This is a genomic window from Bacillus sp. K7 (assembly GCF_053903245.1).
In genome coordinates this window covers 659,800-679,418 of the sequence record NZ_CP096406.1, presented here as the reverse complement: position 1 = coordinate 679,418, position 19,619 = coordinate 659,800, and the positions used below count along the sequence as shown (strand labels likewise).

Annotated in this window: 19 protein-coding genes, 1 pseudogene and 2 riboswitches; of the genes and pseudogenes, 1 reads left to right on the top strand and 19 read right to left on the bottom strand. The window is 46.0% G+C overall.

Annotation, left to right across the window (positions count from 1 at the left end; genetic code table 11):
- Nucleotides 1–231 precede the first annotated feature (231 nt).
- A pseudogene (locus M1D98_RS03515) lies at nucleotides 232–416 on the top strand (Lrp/AsnC family transcriptional regulator); the annotation flags it as partial.
- Between the two features lie 36 nt (nucleotides 417–452).
- Here the strand turns inward: M1D98_RS03515 and purD are convergent.
- The 19 genes from purD to M1D98_RS03420 all read right to left on the bottom strand — a co-directional run bounded on the left by purD (nucleotide 453) and on the right by M1D98_RS03420 (nucleotide 19,575).
- The gene (purD, locus tag M1D98_RS03510; protein ID WP_456280008.1) at nucleotides 453–1,721 is read right to left on the bottom strand and encodes a phosphoribosylamine--glycine ligase; all 1,269 of its coding nucleotides are present in this window, start codon (nucleotides 1,719–1,721) and stop codon (nucleotides 453–455) included.
- A gap of 15 nt (nucleotides 1,722–1,736) precedes the next feature.
- Entirely contained in the window at nucleotides 1,737–3,275 is a 1,539-nt protein-coding gene (purH, locus tag M1D98_RS03505; RefSeq protein ID WP_456280007.1) for a bifunctional phosphoribosylaminoimidazolecarboxamide formyltransferase/IMP cyclohydrolase, read from the bottom strand.
- Nucleotides 3,272–3,859: a phosphoribosylglycinamide formyltransferase gene (purN, locus tag M1D98_RS03500; RefSeq protein WP_456280006.1), complete on the bottom strand. Its 588-nt coding sequence runs from the start codon at nucleotides 3,857–3,859 to the stop codon at nucleotides 3,272–3,274. The genes purH and purN overlap by 4 nt, the downstream gene beginning before the upstream one ends.
- Nucleotides 3,856–4,896 (bottom strand): phosphoribosylformylglycinamidine cyclo-ligase, encoded by a 1,041-nt coding sequence (purM, locus tag M1D98_RS03495; RefSeq protein ID WP_456280005.1) that lies wholly within the window; start codon nucleotides 4,894–4,896, stop codon nucleotides 3,856–3,858. Before purM ends, purN begins: the two co-directional genes overlap by 4 nt.
- 100 nt (nucleotides 4,897–4,996) lie before the next feature.
- Nucleotides 4,997–6,427 carry an amidophosphoribosyltransferase gene (gene purF / locus M1D98_RS03490; RefSeq protein ID WP_268559108.1) on the bottom strand — a complete coding sequence of 477 codons (1,431 nt, stop codon included), beginning with the start codon at nucleotides 6,425–6,427 and terminating at the stop codon, nucleotides 4,997–4,999.
- On the bottom strand, nucleotides 6,403–8,631 hold the full coding sequence (gene purL / locus M1D98_RS03485) for a phosphoribosylformylglycinamidine synthase subunit PurL (RefSeq protein WP_268559107.1): 2,229 nt from the start codon (nucleotides 8,629–8,631) through the stop codon (nucleotides 6,403–6,405). Before purL ends, purF begins: the two co-directional genes overlap by 25 nt.
- Nucleotides 8,615–9,298 carry a phosphoribosylformylglycinamidine synthase subunit PurQ gene (purQ, locus tag M1D98_RS03480; protein ID WP_121642052.1) on the bottom strand — a complete coding sequence of 228 codons (684 nt, stop codon included), beginning with the start codon at nucleotides 9,296–9,298 and terminating at the stop codon, nucleotides 8,615–8,617. The genes purL and purQ overlap by 17 nt, the downstream gene beginning before the upstream one ends.
- The gene (gene purS / locus M1D98_RS03475; protein WP_003219409.1) at nucleotides 9,295–9,549 is read right to left on the bottom strand and encodes a phosphoribosylformylglycinamidine synthase subunit PurS; all 255 of its coding nucleotides are present in this window, start codon (nucleotides 9,547–9,549) and stop codon (nucleotides 9,295–9,297) included. The genes purQ and purS overlap by 4 nt, the downstream gene beginning before the upstream one ends.
- The gene (gene purC / locus M1D98_RS03470) at nucleotides 9,542–10,267 is read right to left on the bottom strand and encodes a phosphoribosylaminoimidazolesuccinocarboxamide synthase (RefSeq protein WP_026014466.1); all 726 of its coding nucleotides are present in this window, start codon (nucleotides 10,265–10,267) and stop codon (nucleotides 9,542–9,544) included. Before purC ends, purS begins: the two co-directional genes overlap by 8 nt.
- Before the next feature lie 74 nt (nucleotides 10,268–10,341).
- Nucleotides 10,342–11,637: an adenylosuccinate lyase gene (gene purB / locus M1D98_RS03465; protein ID WP_121642051.1), complete on the bottom strand. Its 1,296-nt coding sequence runs from the start codon at nucleotides 11,635–11,637 to the stop codon at nucleotides 10,342–10,344.
- On the bottom strand, nucleotides 11,634–12,776 hold the full coding sequence (gene purK, locus M1D98_RS03460) for a 5-(carboxyamino)imidazole ribonucleotide synthase (protein WP_121643712.1): 1,143 nt from the start codon (nucleotides 12,774–12,776) through the stop codon (nucleotides 11,634–11,636). The genes purB and purK overlap by 4 nt, the downstream gene beginning before the upstream one ends.
- Nucleotides 12,769–13,257 carry a 5-(carboxyamino)imidazole ribonucleotide mutase gene (gene purE, locus M1D98_RS03455; protein ID WP_121642050.1) on the bottom strand — a complete coding sequence of 163 codons (489 nt, stop codon included), beginning with the start codon at nucleotides 13,255–13,257 and terminating at the stop codon, nucleotides 12,769–12,771. Before purE ends, purK begins: the two co-directional genes overlap by 8 nt.
- Before the next feature lie 140 nt (nucleotides 13,258–13,397).
- Nucleotides 13,398–13,499: riboswitch (purine riboswitch) on the bottom strand.
- Nucleotides 13,500–13,578: 79 nt separating this feature from the next.
- A complete protein-coding gene (locus M1D98_RS03450; protein WP_039076084.1) occupies nucleotides 13,579–13,776 on the bottom strand; it encodes an NETI motif-containing protein in 198 nt (65 codons plus the stop codon).
- The gene (locus tag M1D98_RS03445) at nucleotides 13,776–14,330 is read right to left on the bottom strand and encodes a DUF2179 domain-containing protein (protein WP_010329069.1); all 555 of its coding nucleotides are present in this window, start codon (nucleotides 14,328–14,330) and stop codon (nucleotides 13,776–13,778) included. Before M1D98_RS03445 ends, M1D98_RS03450 begins: the two co-directional genes overlap by 1 nt.
- A 216-nt stretch (nucleotides 14,331–14,546) precedes the next feature.
- Nucleotides 14,547–14,714, bottom strand: a complete 168-nt coding sequence (locus M1D98_RS03440) for a Fur-regulated basic protein FbpA (protein ID WP_052245624.1) — start codon at nucleotides 14,712–14,714, stop codon at nucleotides 14,547–14,549.
- A 158-nt stretch (nucleotides 14,715–14,872) separates the two neighbouring features.
- Nucleotides 14,873–15,676: a hypothetical protein gene (locus tag M1D98_RS03435; protein WP_121642048.1), complete on the bottom strand. Its 804-nt coding sequence runs from the start codon at nucleotides 15,674–15,676 to the stop codon at nucleotides 14,873–14,875.
- Nucleotides 15,677–15,884: 208 nt separating this feature from the next.
- Nucleotides 15,885–17,207: a hypoxanthine/guanine permease PbuG gene (pbuG, locus tag M1D98_RS03430; RefSeq protein WP_010329066.1), complete on the bottom strand. Its 1,323-nt coding sequence runs from the start codon at nucleotides 17,205–17,207 to the stop codon at nucleotides 15,885–15,887.
- 135 nt (nucleotides 17,208–17,342) lie between these two features.
- Nucleotides 17,343–17,444: riboswitch (purine riboswitch) on the bottom strand.
- A gap of 143 nt (nucleotides 17,445–17,587) precedes the next feature.
- On the bottom strand, nucleotides 17,588–19,060 hold the full coding sequence (locus tag M1D98_RS03425; RefSeq protein ID WP_121642047.1) for a DUF4179 domain-containing protein: 1,473 nt from the start codon (nucleotides 19,058–19,060) through the stop codon (nucleotides 17,588–17,590).
- Nucleotides 19,042–19,575 carry a sigma-70 family RNA polymerase sigma factor gene (locus M1D98_RS03420; RefSeq protein WP_121642046.1) on the bottom strand — a complete coding sequence of 178 codons (534 nt, stop codon included), beginning with the start codon at nucleotides 19,573–19,575 and terminating at the stop codon, nucleotides 19,042–19,044. Before M1D98_RS03420 ends, M1D98_RS03425 begins: the two co-directional genes overlap by 19 nt.
- Nucleotides 19,576–19,619: the final 44 nt, after the last annotated feature.

Sequence of the window (19,619 nt, the reverse complement as noted above, 5' to 3'; positions counted from 1 at the left end):
CTTTCAGATTGTTGACAAAGTCATAAAACGGTTTTCGTTTTATGACTTTGTCATCTTTTCAGCGTAATTGAAAACCCTTGAAGTCTAGGAAGGACCAGCATTGGAGCACAGCGAATGTAGCAATTCGTGAGCACCAACGCGCAGGACTGACAACGAATGCGAGGGTTTGTCGACACGCTGAAAGCATGGTCACGAAACGTGATCATGCTTTTTTATGGCATTCCTTTGTCTTCATGTAAACATATTCTATGGCTGCAAGCGCCGCCGGATAAAGAAGTGTGCATTACAGGCATGTACAGCTATGTGACAAAACCGGTACATACGCTCGAGGATTTATAGACGCTTCGATGGCCCACAGAATACCAGCCACGCTCGTTGTACTCTCTTCTTCCGCACAACACCCCGCTTTTGTATAACAAAAACCCCGCAGCTCACCTGCGGGGTTCTGCGCTTTATTTTTGGGCAGCCTTTAAAGCGCGTGCCCCAATGTCTTTTCTGAAAAAGAGTCCCGGCATGATGATCTCATCAACGGCTTTGTACACTCGGTCTCTCGCCGCTTCAAACGTGTCATCAAAAGCTGTCACATTGGCGACGCGGCCCCCGTTTGTGACGAACTCTCCACCTTCTGCTTTCGTTCCGGCATGGAAGACCACAACCTGCTCAGTTTCCGCTGCAAGGCTGCCGATCGGCGTGCCCTTTGCGTAGCTTTCCGGGTACCCTTCTGAGGCAAGCACCACACTCACTGCCGCGGTATCCTTCCATCTTAAGTCAACTTCCTTATCATCCAATAGATCAAGAATCACCTGTACCAGATCAGATTCCATGCGCGGAAGCACGACCTGTGTTTCCGGATCGCCAAAACGGGCGTTAAATTCGATGACCTTCGCGCCAGTTTCAGTGAGCATCAATCCCGCGTACAAAACGCCCGTGAAGGAACGGCCTTCTTGTACCATTGCTTTTGCGGCGGGCTTGACGATGGTTTCTACCGCATAGCGGACGGTTTCTTCCGAAATGTGCGGAACTGGCGAGTAGGCGCCCATCCCGCCCGTATTAGGGCCTTTGTCTCCGTCAAACGCCCGCTTGTGATCTTGGGCGATCACCATTGGATAGACCTTTTCTCCTTTGACGAATGCCATCAGAGAAAATTCTTCGCCGGACAGAAATTCTTCAATGACAACAGACGCGCTCGCATCACCGAATTTTTCATCCTCAAGGAAATCATGCAGGCATGCCATCGCTTCTTCCTCTGTCATGGCAACTGTAACGCCTTTTCCGGCCGCAAGTCCATCTGCTTTTATGACAATCGGAGCGCCTTTTTCCTGCACATATGCTTTTGCCTCTTCAAAAGATGTAAATGTGTCGTATTCTGCGGTCGGAATGTCGTATTTCTTCATTAAATCTTTAGCGAACTGTTTGCTGCCTTCGATGATCGCAGCGGCTTTTGACGGGCCGAATACAGGAAGACCCGCTTTTTCGAATTCATCCACCAGACCTTCTATTAAAGGAACCTCAGGCCCGACAATGGTCAGGCCGACCTGATGTTCTTTTGCAAACGAGACAAGCCCGGCATGATCGCTTTCTTCAATGTTTATTAGTTGTGCGGAAGCTGCCATGCCGTCATTTCCAGGGGCGGCAAATACGTTCTCTACGAGGCTGCTTTGCGCCGCCTTCCATGCCAGCGTATGTTCTCTTCCGCCTTTACCGATAATGAGTACATTCACGTCGTTTTCATCCCCTTAATGTTTGAAGTGTCTAATGCCGGTGAATACCATGGCAATGCCGTACTCATCCGCTTTTTTGATGGAATCCTCATCACGTACAGATCCCCCTGGCTGAATGATAGCCGTAACGCCCGCTTTGGCCGCTTCTTCGACAGTATCCGGCATTGGGAAAAATGCATCTGATCCAAGTGCGCTGCCTTTCGCTTTTTCTCCCGCTTGCTCGATGGCAATTTTCGCTGATCCGACGCGATTCATTTGGCCTGCTCCCACGCCGACTGTCATGTTGTCTTTCGCAAGAACGATCGCATTTGATTTCACATGCTTTACGACTTTCCACACAAGCTTCAAGTCTTCCCACTCTTGCTCGTTCGGCTCTCTTTTTGTTGGGATGCTGATCTCAGCATCATCAAACCCGTGCATATCTAAATCTTGAATCAGCAGCCCGCCTTGAACAGATGTCAGTTGTTTTTCTTTTTGAACGGCAGCTGTCACATCAAGCGTCAGCAGACGAAGATTTTTCTTCGCAGTCAAGATGTCAAGTGCTTCTTGGCTGAATGAAGGCGCAATGATGATTTCTAAGAAAATGTTGTGAAGCGCCTCTGCGGTTGCTTTGTCCACTTCACGGTTCAGCGCGATAATGCCGCCGAAGATCGATGTTTGATCGGCTTCAAATGCTCTGTCAAACGCTTCTGCGATCGTTTTTCCTGTTCCGACGCCGCACGGATTCATATGCTTCACAGCAACCGCAGCCGGCTCAGTGAATTCACGGACGATTTGAACTGCTGCATCAGCGTCTTTAATGTTATTGTAAGAAAGCTCTTTGCCGTGGAGCTGTTCTGCTTGCGCAATGGAACCTTTGACAGGAAGAGCTGTTTGATAGAATGTCGCTTCCTGATGCGGGTTTTCTCCGTAGCGAAGTGATTGTTTTTTCTCAAATGTCACAGTGAATTGCTCTGGTTCTTTTTCACCGACAACATCTGTCAGATAGTCAGCAATCAGTGCATCATACGCCGCCGTATGACGGAATACTTTTGCCGCCAGCTCGCGTTTTTTCTGAAGAGATACGCCGCCCTCTTCTTTGATTTGGTTGAGTACTGGGCTGTAATCGGCCGGATCGACGATAACCGTTACATCCTGATGGTTTTTCGATGCTGCACGCAGCATGCCCGGTCCGCCGATGTCGATGTTTTCAATCGCTTCTTCATATGTGACATCTTCTTTAGAAATCGTTTCTTTAAATGGATAAAGGTTGACGACAACGAGGTCAATCGGCTGAATCCCGTGTTCATTGATCTGCGCCATATGCTCTTCATTGCCGCGAACCGCCAGAAGACCGCCGTGAATATTCGGATGAAGTGTTTTGAGCCGTCCGTCCATAATTTCAGGAAAGCCTGTCACTTCAGAAATTCCGATGACGTTCACACCGTTTTCTTGAAGAAGCCTTTTCGTTCCGCCTGTTGAAATCACTTCAACGCCAAGCTCTGTCAGTTCTTTTACGAAAGGAACGAGATTTGTTTTATCTGAAACGCTGATTAATGCACGTTTAATAGTCATGCCTTTTCACCTCTGTTATTTAATCCTAATAGCTCTTTAATCACACGCGGATACCATTTATGCTCAAGCTTGTGAATCCGCTGTTCGATTGTTTGCAATGTATCATATTCGTCAATTTCGATTGCCTTTTGAGCGATGATCGGGCCTGTATCCATTCCTTCATCAACATAATGCACAGTGATTCCGGCCACCTTCACACCCGCGCGGTACGCCTGTCCGACTGCGTCGATTCCGGGAAACGCCGGAAGAAGTGACGGGTGAACGTTAATGATTTTTCCTCCGTATGCTTGTAGCAGCGTGTCACCGATCAGCCTCATATAGCCGGCAAGAACAATCAATTCAACCTCATGAAGATGAAGCTGTTCAATAATGGCCCGTTCGAAGGCGGCCTTGTTTTCATAAGACTTCGGCTCAAATGCAAAGGATGGAATGTGAAATGTTTCCGCCCGTTCGATGACTTTCGCCTGCGGTTTATCGCAAACGAGAAGCGATACGGACGCATCCCAGTTCTCCTCTTTTAGACGCGTCACGATGGCTTCGAAGTTTGAACCGTTTCCGGATGCAAATACCGCAAATTTTTTCATGAAAGCGCCGCACCGCCGAATGTGACGCCTTCGCCTTGCCTCACACGCCCGATCAAATAGGCGTTTTCACCATGGCTTTCAAGCGTTCCGATCACATCTGTCAGATGCTCTTCTTTAACTGCCAACACAAAGCCGATGCCCATATTAAAGACGTTGAACATGTCTTCTTCCTTCAGCTTGCCGTACTTTTGCAGGAAAGAGAAAATCGGGGGGATCGGCCATGAGCCGTGATCGATTTCCGCACTTAAGCCTTCCGGAAGCATACGCGGGATATTTTCGATAAATCCTCCGCCTGTTACGTGAGCCATGCCGTCGACTTTTCCGCTTTTCACCGCGGCAAGCACAGGCTTCACATAAATTCTTGTCGGTTCAAGCAGCTCCTCGCCGAGCGGTCGGTCAAACGGTTCATATGTTGTATCAAGATCCAGCTCCGCATCGTCCAGAAGCACTTTTCTCACAAGGGAAAATCCGTTGCTGTGAAGGCCGCTGGAGCTCAGGCCGATCAAAAGATGGCCTTCCTCGATGTTTTCTCCGGTGATGATTTCGTCCTTTTCCGCCACTCCGACTGAGAAACCGGCAATATCGTATTCATCAGCGGTATATAGTCCCGGCATTTCAGCCGTTTCGCCGCCGACCAAGGCTGAACCTGACTGCTCACAGCCGTTCGCCACACCTTGCACGATTTGCTCAATTTTCACAGGGTCCGCTTTGCCGACCGCTAAATAATCGAGGAAAAACAGCGGCTCTGCACCTTGTGCCAGCACATCATTGACACACATCGCAACAGCGTCAACGCCAATCGTGTCATGCTTATCGATGGAAAAAGCGAGCTTTAATTTTGTGCCGACTCCGTCCGTTCCCGAAATTAAAACTGGTTTTTGATAAGAAAGCTCAGACAGGTCAAACATGCCGCCAAAACCCCCAAGGCTGCCCATAACGCCAAGCCGTTTTGTGCGCTCCACATGTTTTTTCATTCGTTTTACAGCTTCATATCCGGCTTCGATGTCAACCCCTGCGTTTTTATATGCTTCAGACATCCTATTCACTCCTTTTAGGCGCTTTTCAAAATATCTCTCCGAACGAGGGCAGAAAGAGAAAGGCAGCCGTACTGCGCTGCCTTTATGTCATTTTCAAGTTTTATTTGGTTAATACCGCTTCTTTTACATGAGGAAGCACTGTATCCTGATAAATTTCAGTCGGATATTTTCCTGTAAAGCATGCGAGACACTGTCCGCAATTCGCGTCATCGTATTTTCTGCCGATGCCTTTTAAGAGCCCATCCACACTCAAAAATGAGAGGGTGTCGGCCCCGATTTCCTGACGGATTTCTTCTACAGAATGGGAAGACGCGATCAACTCTTCATGTGTGGACGTATCAATGCCGTAAAAGCACGGATGCGCGATCGGCGGTGAACTGATTTTCACATGCACCTCTGTCGCACCCGCTTCTCTGAGCATCGTGACAATCCGGCGGCTTGTTGTTCCGCGCACGATCGAGTCATCCACCATAACAACGCGTTTGCCTTCCACAACCCCGCGCACCGCTGATAGCTTCATTCTGACGCCTTGCTCACGCAGAGCCTGGGACGGCTGTATAAACGTTCTGCCGACATAGCGGTTTTTGATTAAGCCGAGCTCGTACGGGATGCCTGTTGCTTCAGCATATCCGATCGCCGCAGAAATACTGGAATCCGGAACCCCTGTTACAACATCAGCCTCAACTGCGGATTCCTGAGCCAGCATTTTCCCAAGGTTTTTACGCGCGCTGTGCACATTAATGCCGTCGATATTACTGTCAGGTCTGGAGAAATAAATGTACTCCATGCTGCAAATGGAACGGTTGATATTCATCGAAAAACGCTCTGATTTCATGCCTTCATCATTGATGATCAGCATTTCGCCCGGTTCTACCTCACGAAGGTACGTGGCGCCGACAACATCAAATGCGCACGTTTCTGATGCGACCACATAAGCGTCGCCCAGCATGCCGATTGACAGCGGCCTCAGCCCGTTTGGATCAAGCGCGACAATCATTTCTGTTTCGGTCATAATCAAGAATGCGTATGCGCCTTTCAGCATGGATAGGGAATTTTTTATTTGGTCCTTCAGCGTGAAGTGGCCGCTTCTTTTGATTAGGTGAGCCAATACCTCTGTGTCCGAGGACGTCTGAAAAATGCTTCCTTGATTTTCGAGCTGCTGCTTCAGCTGAGTGGCATTGACAAGATTTCCGTTATGGGCAAGTGCCAGGCTGCCGTTGTTTTGGGAATGGAAGAGGAGCGGCTGAACATTTTCATAGCCGCCGCCTCCAGCCGTCGCGTACCGAACGTGCCCGATTGCGCCTTTTCCTTTTACTTTGCTGAGCTCGCCATTTTGAAACACTTCGGTGATCAGCCCTTGGCCTTTGTGCGCCGTTAGTTTTTCACCGTCAGTCGCCACAATGCCAGCGCCCTCCTGTCCTCGGTGCTGGAGGCTGTGGAGGCCGTAGTACGTGATTTGCGGAGCTTCTTCATGTCCCCAAATCCCAAATACGCCGCACTCTTCATTTAAGCCTTTGATTTCAGCAAGCATGGGATAGCTCCTTTCCATACGCGTTCAAGCTCTTTCGTTTGCGCATGAATCAATTGTTGTCCGTCTTGGTTTTGAATCGCCAGAAGTCCGTCAGCTGTTACTTCACCGATATGAACGGCATCTTTTACAGCCGCTTCAAACGCTGCTTGATGTTCTGTTTTCACAGAAACGACGAAGCGGGATTGAGATTCAGAGAATAATAATGCCGCTTCCCCTTCTACAGTCACGCTCACGCCAAGGTTTTCCGTCGTCATGACACTTTCCGCAATCGCTACGCCCAGACCGCCTTCAGACACATCGTGCGCAGATTGAACAAAGCCTTTTTTAATCGCGTCAAGCAGTGCTTTCTGGCGCGACAGCTCTACATCAAGGTCAATTTGCGGCGCTTTTCCGTAAATGCTGCCTTCTGTCATTTTTTGCAGCTCGCTTCCGGCAAACTCAGGTTTTGTTTCCCCGATTACGTAAACGAGATCTCCCGCTTGTTTGACATACTGTGTTGTAATGTGTGCTGTATCTTCAATTAAGCCGACCATGCCGATTACAGGTGTCGGGTAAATCGCCGTGCCGTTTGATTCGTTGTAAAGTGATACGTTTCCGCCGATCACCGGTGTGCTAAGGACATTGCACGCCTCGCTGATGCCATCAGCGGCTTTTTCGATCTGCCAGAAGATTTCCGGTTTCTCCGGGTTTCCGAAGTTAAGGTTATCCGTGACCGCAAGCGGTTCTGCACCTGAGCAAACGATGTTGCGCGCCGCTTCAGCGACAGCGATTTTCCCGCCGACTTCAGGATCAAGATAGAGATAACGCGCGTTACAGTCTGTCGTCATCGCCAGCGCCTTTTTCGTTCCGCGTATTCTGAGAACACCCGCATCAGACCCGGGAGCGACAACTGTGTTCGTCCGCACCATGTAGTCATACTGATCGTAAACCCACTCTTTGCTTGCGATCGTCGGCTGCTGGAGGAGCGCCTTCAATGTTTCATTCGCATCATCAATTTGAGGAGCCGGAACGTCAGTTTCTAAAAACTCGCGGTAGTATGCTGGTTCTTGTGAAGGCTTATGGTAAACCGGCGCTTCTTCTGCCAAGGCATCAACAGGCAGCTCGCATACAACCTCTCCTTTGTGTGTCAGGCGAAGTATTTTATCATCTGTTACACGCCCGACAGAAACCGCTTCAAGATCGTACTTGTCAAAAATATCGATGATTTCCTGCTCACGTCCGCGCTCAATGACCAAAAGCATCCGTTCCTGTGATTCAGAAAGCATCATTTCATATGCAGTCATGCCTGTTTCACGCTGGGGAATCAGGTCAAGGTTCATTTCAATACCAGAGCCGGCTTTACTTGCCATCTCCGCACTTGAGCTTGTTAAACCGGCAGCTCCCATATCCTGAATGCCGACTAACGCATCGCATTGGATGACTTCCAGGCATGCTTCAAGCAAGAGCTTCTCCATAAACGGATCGCCGACTTGAACGGCAGAACGCTTTTCTTCAGACGAATCAGACATTTCTTCAGAAGCAAACGTAGCGCCGTGGATTCCGTCACGCCCTGTTTTTGCTCCTACGTACATGACTGTGTTGCCGACACCCTTCGCCTGGCCTTTTTTGATATCTTCATGGTTGATTAGACCGACGCACATTGCGTTGACGAGCGGATTTCCTTCATAACTGCTGTCAAACTGCACTTCTCCGCCGACTGTCGGGATGCCGATACAGTTGCCGTATCCGGCGATACCCGCTACTACTTCTTCAAACAAGTACTTCACGCGCGGTGAAGTCAGTTCGCCAAATCGAAGAGAGTTCAATACAGCGATCGGACGGGCACCCATTGAGAAAACGTCACGGATAATGCCGCCTACGCCAGTCGCAGCGCCTTGGTAAGGTTCGAGAGCTGATGGGTGGTTATGCGATTCAATTTTGAACACAACCGCTTGGTTGTCACCGATATCAACGATTCCGGCGCCTTCCCCCGGACCTTGCAGCACACGCTCGCCGCTTGTCGGGAATTTACGCAGAATCGGCTTTGAGTTTTTGTAGCTGCAATGCTCTGACCACATGACAGAAAAGATTCCGATTTCTGTGTAGTTCGGCAATCTGCCAAGAATGGATTCAATCAATGCAAACTCATCATCACTGACACCCATTTGCTGATACAGTTTCTCTTCTTTTATTTGTTCTTTACTTGGTTCAAGCAGTAGTGACATGAGTTTCCCTCCAATTTTTCACGATAGACTGAAACAATGTAAGACCGTCGGCGCTTCCAAGCAGTTCATCAACCGCGCGCTCAGGATGAGGCATCATGCCTAATACGTTGCCTTTCTCATTCACGACACCGGCAATGTCGCTGACACTTCCGTTCATATTGGAGCCATATGTGAACGCGATTTGATTGTTAGCTTTCAATGAAGCAAGCGTTTCGTCATCACAATAAAAATTTCCTTCACCGTGGGCAACCGGGATGGTAATCGATTGGCCCTTTTCGTAGGAAGAAGTGAATAAGGTTTCGTCGTTCTGAACAATCAATTCAGCCGGACGGCAAATGAACTTCAAATCTTTGTTGCGTCTCATTGCGCCTGGCAGAAGGCCGAGCTCCTGTAAAATCTGGAATCCGTTGCAGACGCCAAGAACAGGTTTTCCTTCAGCCGCCGCCTGTTTGACAGCTGGCATAATATTCGCAAATCGGGCGATAGCGCCGCATCTTAAATAATCGCCGTAAGAAAATCCTCCCGGGATTAACACGCCGTCGAAGCCGTCAAGGCTTGTTTCCTCATGCCAGACGTATTCCACTTCATGGCCAAGCTCATCCTTTACAGCATGATACATATCGATATCACAGTTGGAGCCGGGTAACACAATCACCGCAAATTTCACTGTGCGACTACCTCCTCAACCTCGTATCTGTAATCTTCAATTACTGTATTCGCAAGAAGTTTTTCGCACATTTCTTTCACCAGTACGTCAAGATCGCGGTCAGATTTTTCAATGGTAAGCTCCATGTATTTTCCGATGCGCACATCTTGAACTTCGTTGTAAGTCATACTGTGCAAGGCATGCTGGACAGCGCTCCCTTGTGGATCTAGCACACTTTCTTTTAAGCTGACATAAACTTTCACTTTATACATGATGAATGCCTCCCAGTCTTTTGAAAATCTCTTCGTATGCGTCGGTTAAGCTTCCCAGATTGCGCCTGAATAAATCTTTGTCCAGCTTTTCGTTCGTGTCTTTATCCCACAAGCGGCATGTGTCAGGAGAAATTTCATCCGCCAATAGCACTTGCCCGTCTGCATCTAAACCGAATTCAAGCTTGAAATCTATTAATCTGACATGACAATCGTCAAAAATGGCCTGAAGCTCTTCATTTACTGTTTTTGTAATGGACTTGATCGTTTCTACCTGCTTAGAGTTTGCCGCTTTTAAAAGCCAAATATGATCTTCTGTGATGAGCGGATCACCCAGCGCGTCATCCTTGTAGTAAAACTCGATAATCGGCTGTTCAAGCTCCGTGCCTTCTGGAATGCCGAGACGTTTGGACATGCTTCCTGCCACAACATTTCTGACGACGACTTCAAGCGGCACAATCGTCACTTTTTTAATAAGCTGCTCTGTTTCAGATATGCGCTCGATGAAGTGGTTGTTAATCCCCTTAGTATGAAGGTGTTTGAAAATCAGGCTTGAAATCTCGTTATTTAAGCGTCCTTTGCCGCTGATTTCTGCTTTTTTCTCGCCGTTAAAAGCAGTGGCGGAGTCTTTATACACGACATACAGCGTGTTTTCGTCATCGGTTTTGTAGATCTTTTTTGCTTTTCCTTCGTATAAAAGTTCATTCTTCACAATATTCACGGAAGGCCTCCTAACCCGAATGTTGGGAATTTTCAAACTGCGACGACTTAGAAGAAGCCGCCTAAAAGCTTCTTCTATGCCAAACCTAAACGTTCAAAGATCAGATCAACATTTTTCAGATGGTAGTTGTAATCAAAGCAGTCAGCGATTTTTTCCGGAGAAAGACGGGACGTGATTTTCTCTTCCGCTTCCACAAGCTCACGGAACGGCACTTGTTTTTCCCACGCCTCCATTGCTTTTGGCTGCACTGTATCATAGGCTTCTTCACGAGTCAGGCCTGTGTCAATCAAGGCAAGCAGTACGCGCTGAGAATAAATAAGGCCGAGCGTGCGGTCCATGTTGCGCTTCATGTTTTCCGGGAAGACCGTTAAATTTTTCACGATGTTGGAGAAACGGTTCAGCATGTAGTTCAGTGCGATTGTCGCATCCGGAAGAATAATCCGTTCTGCTGAAGAATGAGAAATATCGCGTTCGTGCCATAATGGAACATTTTCGTAAGCCGTCATCATGTAGCCGCGGATGACGCGCGCAATGCCTGTCATGTTCTCAGAGCCGATCGGATTGCGTTTGTGCGGCATTGCAGATGAACCCTTTTGCCCTTTCGCGAAAAATTCCTCAACTTCACGTGTTTCACTCTTTTGCAGACCGCGAATTTCCACCGCGAACTTCTCGATGCTTGTCGCGATCAAAGCAAGTGTCGCCATATAGTCAGCATGGCGGTCGCGCTGAAGGGTTTGGGTTGAAATCGGTGCTGCTTTCAATCCGAGCTTCTCACAGACATATTGCTCAACAAATGGGTCAATGTTCGCGTATGTGCCGACCGCGCCGGAAATCTTCCCAACCTCGATGCCTGCTTTCGCTTGTTTAAAACGCTCAAGGTTACGTTTCATTTCCTCATGCCAAAGCGCAAGTTTTAAACCGAATGTTGTCGGCTCAGCGTGTACGCCGTGTGTGCGCCCCATCATGACTGTGTATTTATGCTCTTTCGCTTTTTCTTTTATGATGTCAACAAATCTCTCAAGGTCCTTGAGCAGAATATCGTTTGCCTGTTTTAATAAGTAAGAAAGCGCAGTGTCCACAACGTCAGTTGACGTTAATCCGTAGTGCACCCATTTTCTTTCTTCGCCCAGTGATTCGGAAACGGCGCGTGTAAAAGCGACAACGTCATGGCGCGTGTCCTGTTCGATTTCTAAAATGCGGTTGATGTCAAATGACGCGTTCTCGCGCATAACCTTTACGTCTTCTTTCGGAATGACGCCAAGCTCCGCCCACGCTTCACAGGCAAGAATCTCAACCTCCAGCCATGCTTGAAATCTGTTTTCATCCGTCCAAATCGCGGACATTTCAGGTCTTGAATAACGTTCGATCATTCTGCTTGTCCTCCGTCTCTATTCATCCATTTATTTGTAATCTCCTGAATCCAGTGGTCTTCAGGCTGCTTCATAAATGTAATATGCCCCATTTTGCGGCCTTTTTTGATTTCATGTTTTCCGTATATATAGAGCTTTGCTTCTTTTATAAGCTCCGGCTCTTCCTCCACAAGCTTCACTTCATCGCCAAGTAGATTTACCATCATGCCCGGCTTCAGCAAATCTGTTTTCCCGAGCGGAAGGCCGCACACCGCTCTAATATGCTGTTCAAACTGGCTCGTTTCGCAAAGATCCAGCGTATAATGCCCTGAATTGTGCGGTCTCGGCGCCAGTTCATTGACCAAAAGCTCTCCGTCTTCGGTCAGGAACATTTCAACAGCGAGCGGCCCGACAAGGTTAAGCTCGCCTGCAAGCTTAACGGCCAGCTCAGCAGCCTTCTTCTGAATTCCTTCCCCCACCCGCGCAGGCACGATGCTTTGGAATAGAATATTGTTGTAATGTATGTTTTCAGCTGCCGGAAATGCAGAAACTTCGCCGTTTACCGATCTGACGACAATGACCGACAGTTCCATTTTAAAAGAAACCCAGCTTTCGAGAATGCAAGTTCCGTGTTCTAAAAGAGCGGCAGCCTGCTCCATTTGCGCCTCTTCCTTGATCACAAATTGGCCTTTGCCATCATATCCGCCGCGGCATGTTTTCAGTACTGCGGGAAGCCCCAGATCCTGTACCGCCTGTTTCAGTTCATCCTTTGATTTGACGATTTTGTACGGCGCGACTTCACAGCCCGCGTCTTGAATGGCTTTTTTCTCTGTTTCACGGTTTTGGGTAATGAGCAGCAGCTCACTTCCTTGCGGGAGATACGCATGATCTTTTAGCCAATGCAGCGCATCATAGTCGATGTTTTCAAATTCATACGTGATGATGTCGCTGATTTCAGCCAATTTCCGAATCGCTTCACGGTCATTGTAATGAGCGGTAATCTCAACATCCGCAACCTGGCCGCACGGCGAATCTTTCACTGGATCAACGACCGCGACTTTATACCCCATTTGTTTAGCGGACACAGCCATCATTTTCCCAAGCTGGCCGCCGCCGATGATGCCGATGACAGCTCCCGGATAGATCGTTTGTTTAGACAAGCTGATCACTGCTTTCTAACACCGCCTGTTTTATTTTTTCTCTCCTATCATCCAGCTTACGGGCAAGGTCCGCGTCAAAAGCTGACAACATCTGCGCCGCTAACAGGCCTGCGTTCACAGCGCCCGCTTTGCCGATGGATGTTGTCGCAACAGGCACGCCTCCAGGCATCTGGACGATGGAAAGAAGTGAATCGAGTCCGTTCAGCGCCTTAGACTGAACCGGAACTCCGATGACCGGCAGTGTCGTTTTTGCAGCCGTCATCCCCGGCAAGTGCGCCGCCCCTCCGGCTCCGGCGATGATCACCTTGATGCCTCTTTCTCTCGCAGTCTCAGCGTATTCAAACATGAAATCAGGCGTCCGGTGAGCGGAAACGACCTTTTTTTCGTACGGAACATTAAGTTCGTCAAGTATGTCGCATGCGTTTTTCATTGTCTCCCAATCGGAAGTGCTTCCCATGATGATTCCTACTAGCGGCTGCATTCTGTTCCCACCTTCTCATGCTTTTGTTTTCAGAAAATAAAAAATACCCGCTCTGCATTGCACTTATGAGGAAGCAATACAAACCGGGCATGGTACATGTATCGTCAGTCGTTCGCTTCTGCGATATATCCATGTCAGTTTTATCGATCACTTTCCTGCATAGTCCGGCAATTTACGGTTGCCGGGTAGAAACTTATGGGCCATATTCCCAAGATTATATGAGGTCGTGTTTTGATTTCATGTTTATCTTAACAACGGACATGGATAATGTCAACGATATTATCGAACGATACAAAAATTGATTCTGTTAATGTTCGTGTTTTAGATCAGTTTCCCTTCAAAAATGATTTTTCTCCCGCATGGAACGATCTGAATTGACCCATTTTCCTTTTTCTCCATAAAAATAGGCTCCTCCATTCGCCGTACAGGCAAATATCCTTCCTCTTTCATTTGCTGAAGCACAGCGTCAATCGTTTGCTGCTCTGTCACTTCAAACTTTTTCTTCTTCGGCTTTGCCATTATTCTTTAATTCTCCTCTTCTTCACCGCTTTGACCCAGAAGCCGCCGTGGATTGTTTTTGGTTCATACGCAATAATAAAGGCTTTTGAATCAATTGTCTTAATCGTATCATACAGCTGGAGTTCATACTTTCTCGGTGTCAGAATCTGAAGGGCTGTACGGTCGCCTTCAAGTCCGCCGGCCACCCAGTTTGTCACGCCGTAGCCTTTTTCACGGAGCTGCCTTGGAAGATCAACATCCAGCTCCTTCGTAATCACATTGACCATAATATAGCCAAGCGCCAACTTTTCTTCTATTTTCATGCCGACAATGACGCCAAGACCGTATCCAAGCGCGTACGCAATTACGTTTTGAATCTGGTCTAAGTTATCAAGCACCAGACTCAGCCCTGTCACATAAACCAGTATCTCAATCGTACTAATACCGCCAGCTAAATACCTCTGGCCTTTCAGCGTTAAAATCATTCTTATCGTGAAAAATGACACGTAGACAATATTAATAATGAGAATTATGAGTGCCATAGCTATCCCATTTGATAAGATGGTTTGCATCATTTCATTTCATCTCCCTACTCTTCAGCATGCATAAAGCATTCATATTCTACTAGAGAAACACGCCGTTTTCAATCAACCGATGCCCTAAACCGCTTGAAAAAATGTCAACACGCTTTATCAGATTAAACAGTAGTAGCTTACCCTTTTTCTAACCTTTTCAACATCAAAACAAAAAAGCCCGCTTTTCAGCAGACTCATCTCTTCTCATATCTATTGTCAGATCTCTTTTTTCATTTTCAGAAGGGACTTGTATTCTTTTTCAAGCTCACTCAGTGTATAGTCAGCAAGCTGTTCCCCTCTTCCCTGATAAAATTCCGAGAGCAGTAATTTGGTTTTTAAAAATTGCTTCTTTTGATTAATCGCTCGGCGAAGTACTTCAGCCATGTCCATCATCCTCCTTACACATAAAGGTTTGTACGCTGGACGTTTACAGCATTTTCACCATCATACACGGATTAATCCTACAAATCAACTATGTTTTTTAGATATATTTGTAAAAAGTGTGACATAAAAAAACCGGCTATGAACACCGGTTTTTTTCATTAAAGCGGAATCAGCGACGCCGTGAAATATTCAGAGATAAACGGCCAGGTCACTGCCGTAAACAGCAGCCCTACAGCAACTACCGCAAACACACAATAGATATAGTCAATCGGTGCGTCCTGTGCGGCCTGATACAGACGCTGGACATACAGCGCCATCATGAAAAAGATCGAAAACAAGATCAGCACTGTAAACAGAACTGTTAGCATCGGGATATTTACGATCGCAAAGATCAGCCAAAGGAGTGAAACAGCAATTACCGGCACTAACAATGAGCCTACACCGGCAGCAATTCCTCTGAACGTCACCTTCTGCTTCATCATATAGCGGGAAACGGCCCATATGGCAAAGACCATTACCGCGAAAAAGAGAAGCAAATACACAAGAACGACTAAAAATCCGTCATAGAAAGCGTGATGGCGTTCTCCAAACCCGAGCGGCCGATTCCAGCTGGCCTTTAACTGAAACCAGTTCCCGATTGAAAAGATCAAACTGAATATAAGCATTGAAATCAGGCCATACTTATAATGAGAAAAACCATCCGTAACAACGGTTTTCGCTGGTGATTTTAAAATTGAGAACGCAAAACCACAATACCTGTTGATGGCTGCCCATACAGACGCAAGCTTGTCTTTAACAGTTGATTCACCGCGTTCCTTATGCAGTTTCTGCTTTTGTTTTTTCTTCTGCTTGCTTTGCCTGCTCGCCTTTCTGGACATTCTCGATAGCGGCTCTTCATCTGCATCTATTCTTTCACTCTGGTTAACTTCTTCTTCATACATTTCTTTTCTTTCTTCCGTCATGTCAGCAACTCCTATCAAAAAAATACAGCGGAATACCATTCAGCAAGAAAATAAAACACTTATATAAGGTACCGAAGCCTTCCTGAACAGTCAAGTTATTTCCTTTTACATCATGCATGGCGGCACATCTACATGACGGTATATCCTATGAAATGGTTTTACCCTTTGCAACAAAAAAACCAGCTGCATCAGCAGCTGGTTTCATTCCTTATTTTAAGAAGATAAAGTACAGGATAAACACCACAAACAGTCCGTACATGATCGGATGAACCTCTTTTGCTTTTCCTTTGCACACCATTGTAATTGGATAGAAAATAAATCCAATCGCAATCCCGGTCGCGATGCTGTATGTTAACGGCATCATGATCATGGTAAGGAAAGCGGGAACGGCCACCTCGAACTTATCCCAAGCGATTTTGCCAAGCGGCGCCACCATCAATGCACCGACAATAATCAGTGCCGGAGCTGTTACATTTGAGGTAACGACTGATAGAAGCGGTGAGAAAAACGTAGCCAGTAAAAAGAGAATGCCTGTTACAATTGCCGCAAATCCTGAACGGGCGCCCGCAGCGACACCTGAGCTTGATTCCACGTAAGAAGTTGTGGTTGACGTACCGAGCATGGCGCCGATCACAATGGAAGATGAATCAGCCAAAAGCGCACGGCCCGCACGCGGCAATTTATTTCCCTTCATTAAACCTGCTTGAGTTGCCACAGCAACAAGTGTCCCCGCCGTATCAAAAAACCCGACAAACAAGAATGTTAAAATGACGATCAGCATTTGCACGGAGAAAATATCCGGCAGGTGAATCCATGCTTGTCCGAAAGTCGGCTCAAGGCTCGGCACACTGCCGATGATTTGAGTCGGAACCGGAACCAAACCGAAAATCATGCCGGCAACTGCTGTTAACAGCATCCCGATAAACACACCCGCGTTCACGCGAAGCACCATTAAAATAACCGTTACAATCACACCGAAAATTGTTAACAGCACAGGACCGCTGTGAATGTTTCCAATGGTGACGAGTGTAGAAGGGTTAGAAGTAATAATTCCGGAACCTTGTAACCCAACGAATGTAATAAACAATCCGATCCCCGCGCCGACAGCCAGTTTCAGCTCTGGCGGAATGGCGTTGATGATTTTTTCACGAAAACCTGTTAACGAAAGAGCAACAAAGATAAGACCTGAAATGAAAACACCAGACAAAGCGGCCTGCCATGAAATGCCCATGCCGAGGACGACAGAAAACGCAAAAAACGCGTTCAGCCCCATACCTGGCGCGATGGCGATCGGATACCTCGCGATCAACCCCATTAAAATACAGCCTGCTGCAGATGCCAGCGCTGTCGCTGTAAAGACCGCGCCTTGATCAATTCTCAGCGCCTCCGGAAAATCTTTCACGCTCTCCAAAGCAAGCGTAATCGGATTGACGAACAGAATATATGCCATCGATAAAAAAGTCGTTAATCCGCCAATGATTTCATTGCGATAGCTGGTGCCCAGCTCATCAAACTGAAAATACGTTTTCAAGCTATTTGACTCCCTTCACTCTTTGCTATTTATCCTGCCCTGAAATCGCCAAATAAAAAACGCCCCAATGCATTTTGGGACGCTTGACTACAGACGGATTCCAGTTTGAATAAATAAACGTGTCTTATTTATATCAAACGAAAGAAATGTTTACGTAGTCAAGCCATTTACGGTAGCTTGGTAGAGACTTGCGAGCCATATCCCCGCGATTATACGAATTCATCTTATTTGATTTCTGTGTCTATTGTACCAATTGCGACATGAAATGACAATATAAATAACGAACATTACTTATTAAAAAAATTGGTTTATTCGTCTATTGACTTAATTGGTATAAATGATAAAAAAACCGTATGCATGACTGCATACGGCTTTTCAGCTTATGATGACTTTTTTTCACCAGGCTGCTTCACCTGATGCACTGGTACAGTAAATGAGAATGGCTTTAGTTGAATAAGATCATTTATAACACCTTTATCGATATACAGACCATACTTATCAAACTCGAAATGTTTTAAAGACAGCTTATCAAGATAGGCATCATCCAGTTCAAAAGTGGATACCATTTCGGCAGTGTTCATATTTTTCACTTTAGCTGTATTTGCTTTCAAATAATAACCTTCTTCATAATAAGCCAACGGATCAGCCCATGATTTCATTTTTTTCATATCACCAAGGCCAATCATTTCACCTATATTCACTAAATCATTTTCATTCATGCTTGAGGTATCAATTCCAGTGAAGCGGTATTGCACCAATACTTTTCTTCCTTCTTGTTTCATGTTATTGATTTCAATCCCTATGTTTTGATGGTTTGTTTTTGAAACATGAAACGGCATCTCTGCATTTAGCGGGACGATTTCACTGCCCTCTGCCTCGGATTTAATATATGCTCTTAATGTTAGCTTTTTCGCTTTTGGATTGATTGGTGATTCTAACTGTGTTTGTCCTTTTACTCTTACCGTTCTCTCGTTTATTTTTTTGCGGTCTCCAAGCACGATGTTTGACATTGTCATCTCATATATGTTTCCTAAATCATCCTTGACTTCATCAATTGCCACCGTATCATTTTTTGCTATGCCTTGGTAATCTATTGTAAATTGAAGGACAGATCCGAGCTTTCCATTCTCCACTTGAATATTGGAAAATTGATAACGATTATGATAAGCGGATACCACTTTTGAGCTTTCTAAATAATTTGCTTTCTTTTTGATAATTGGCAGTTTGAACCTCCAATTTCCCTGTATTTCGTTGATATGAGTAATCACAAAGGGTACGGTTTCCCCATTTTTTATTTGAATGCCATTTGTATAAATCCTTAATTGTCCTGCATATTGTTTATTATTTATTTTTTTAAGCATTAAGGAATCATAGTTAATTGAAAAATTGTTGTTATAACTCCCTTCGTCCACATCATACATGAGCTCTTTTTCATCAGACTGGAGGTTATCAACAGTAAAGTTATAGACAAGCTGTCCGGCATCGTAATAGGAGCTGTTTACAGAAACGGTGATTCCTCTGGATTCAGCCTTTTCATTCAAAGCTGTGACCAAATTGCTTTTAAACAATGATAGACCAACTTTATCTTGAAAATCCTTATAAATTTGTCCGACAATGGGGATGCTTCCCATCGCTTTGTTTACAGAGGGAAGAAAAAGACCAGATGATAAATACAATATACATACCACAGCAGCAATAGCCATTCCATTTGTAATGGTTCGTCCCCATTTAAAACGGCGTCTGCTGTTCCTGTCATTTTCAGCGCGAACAACAGCTTGATGTATTGCCTTTTTGAGTGCTTTCTTTGGCACTGCTATATCATCATACATCTGCTTCACTTGGTGTTTGTCCATTTGTTTTGAACCTCCTTTTCCAACTCCTGCTTCAATGCTTTTCTCGCTCTATGTAAATGGGTTTTGATCGTGCCTTCTGCCATTCCCGTTTGTTCAGCTATCATTGAAATCGAATAATCTTGAAAATAATAGAGCTGAATCGTGAGCTGAACATGTTCATCAAGTGAATCAATCGCATTTCGCAAATCCATGTGTTCCTCAATATTGGCTTGATCGGTTCCAGTATCATGCTGCTGCTCAAACGGAACCAAATCGCCTTTCTTTTTATTCATGGCAAAAATGGAATTGATCAATATTCGGGTTAGCCATGTTAAAAAATACTTTGGCTCTTTTAGTTTTTCTATATGAATAAAAGCTTTATAAGCCGTTTCCTGTACAGCATCAAGCGCATCTTCTTTGTTTCTTAAATAGAGATAGGCTGTTTTATATAACGTCTCCTGATGTGCCAGCATAAGCTTTTCAAAGGCTCGCGTATTTCCTTTTCTTGCCTTTGTAATCAATCTTTCTTCCTTCACCTTATCCACCTCCTATCTTGTTAGATATAAAAACCACAGAAACG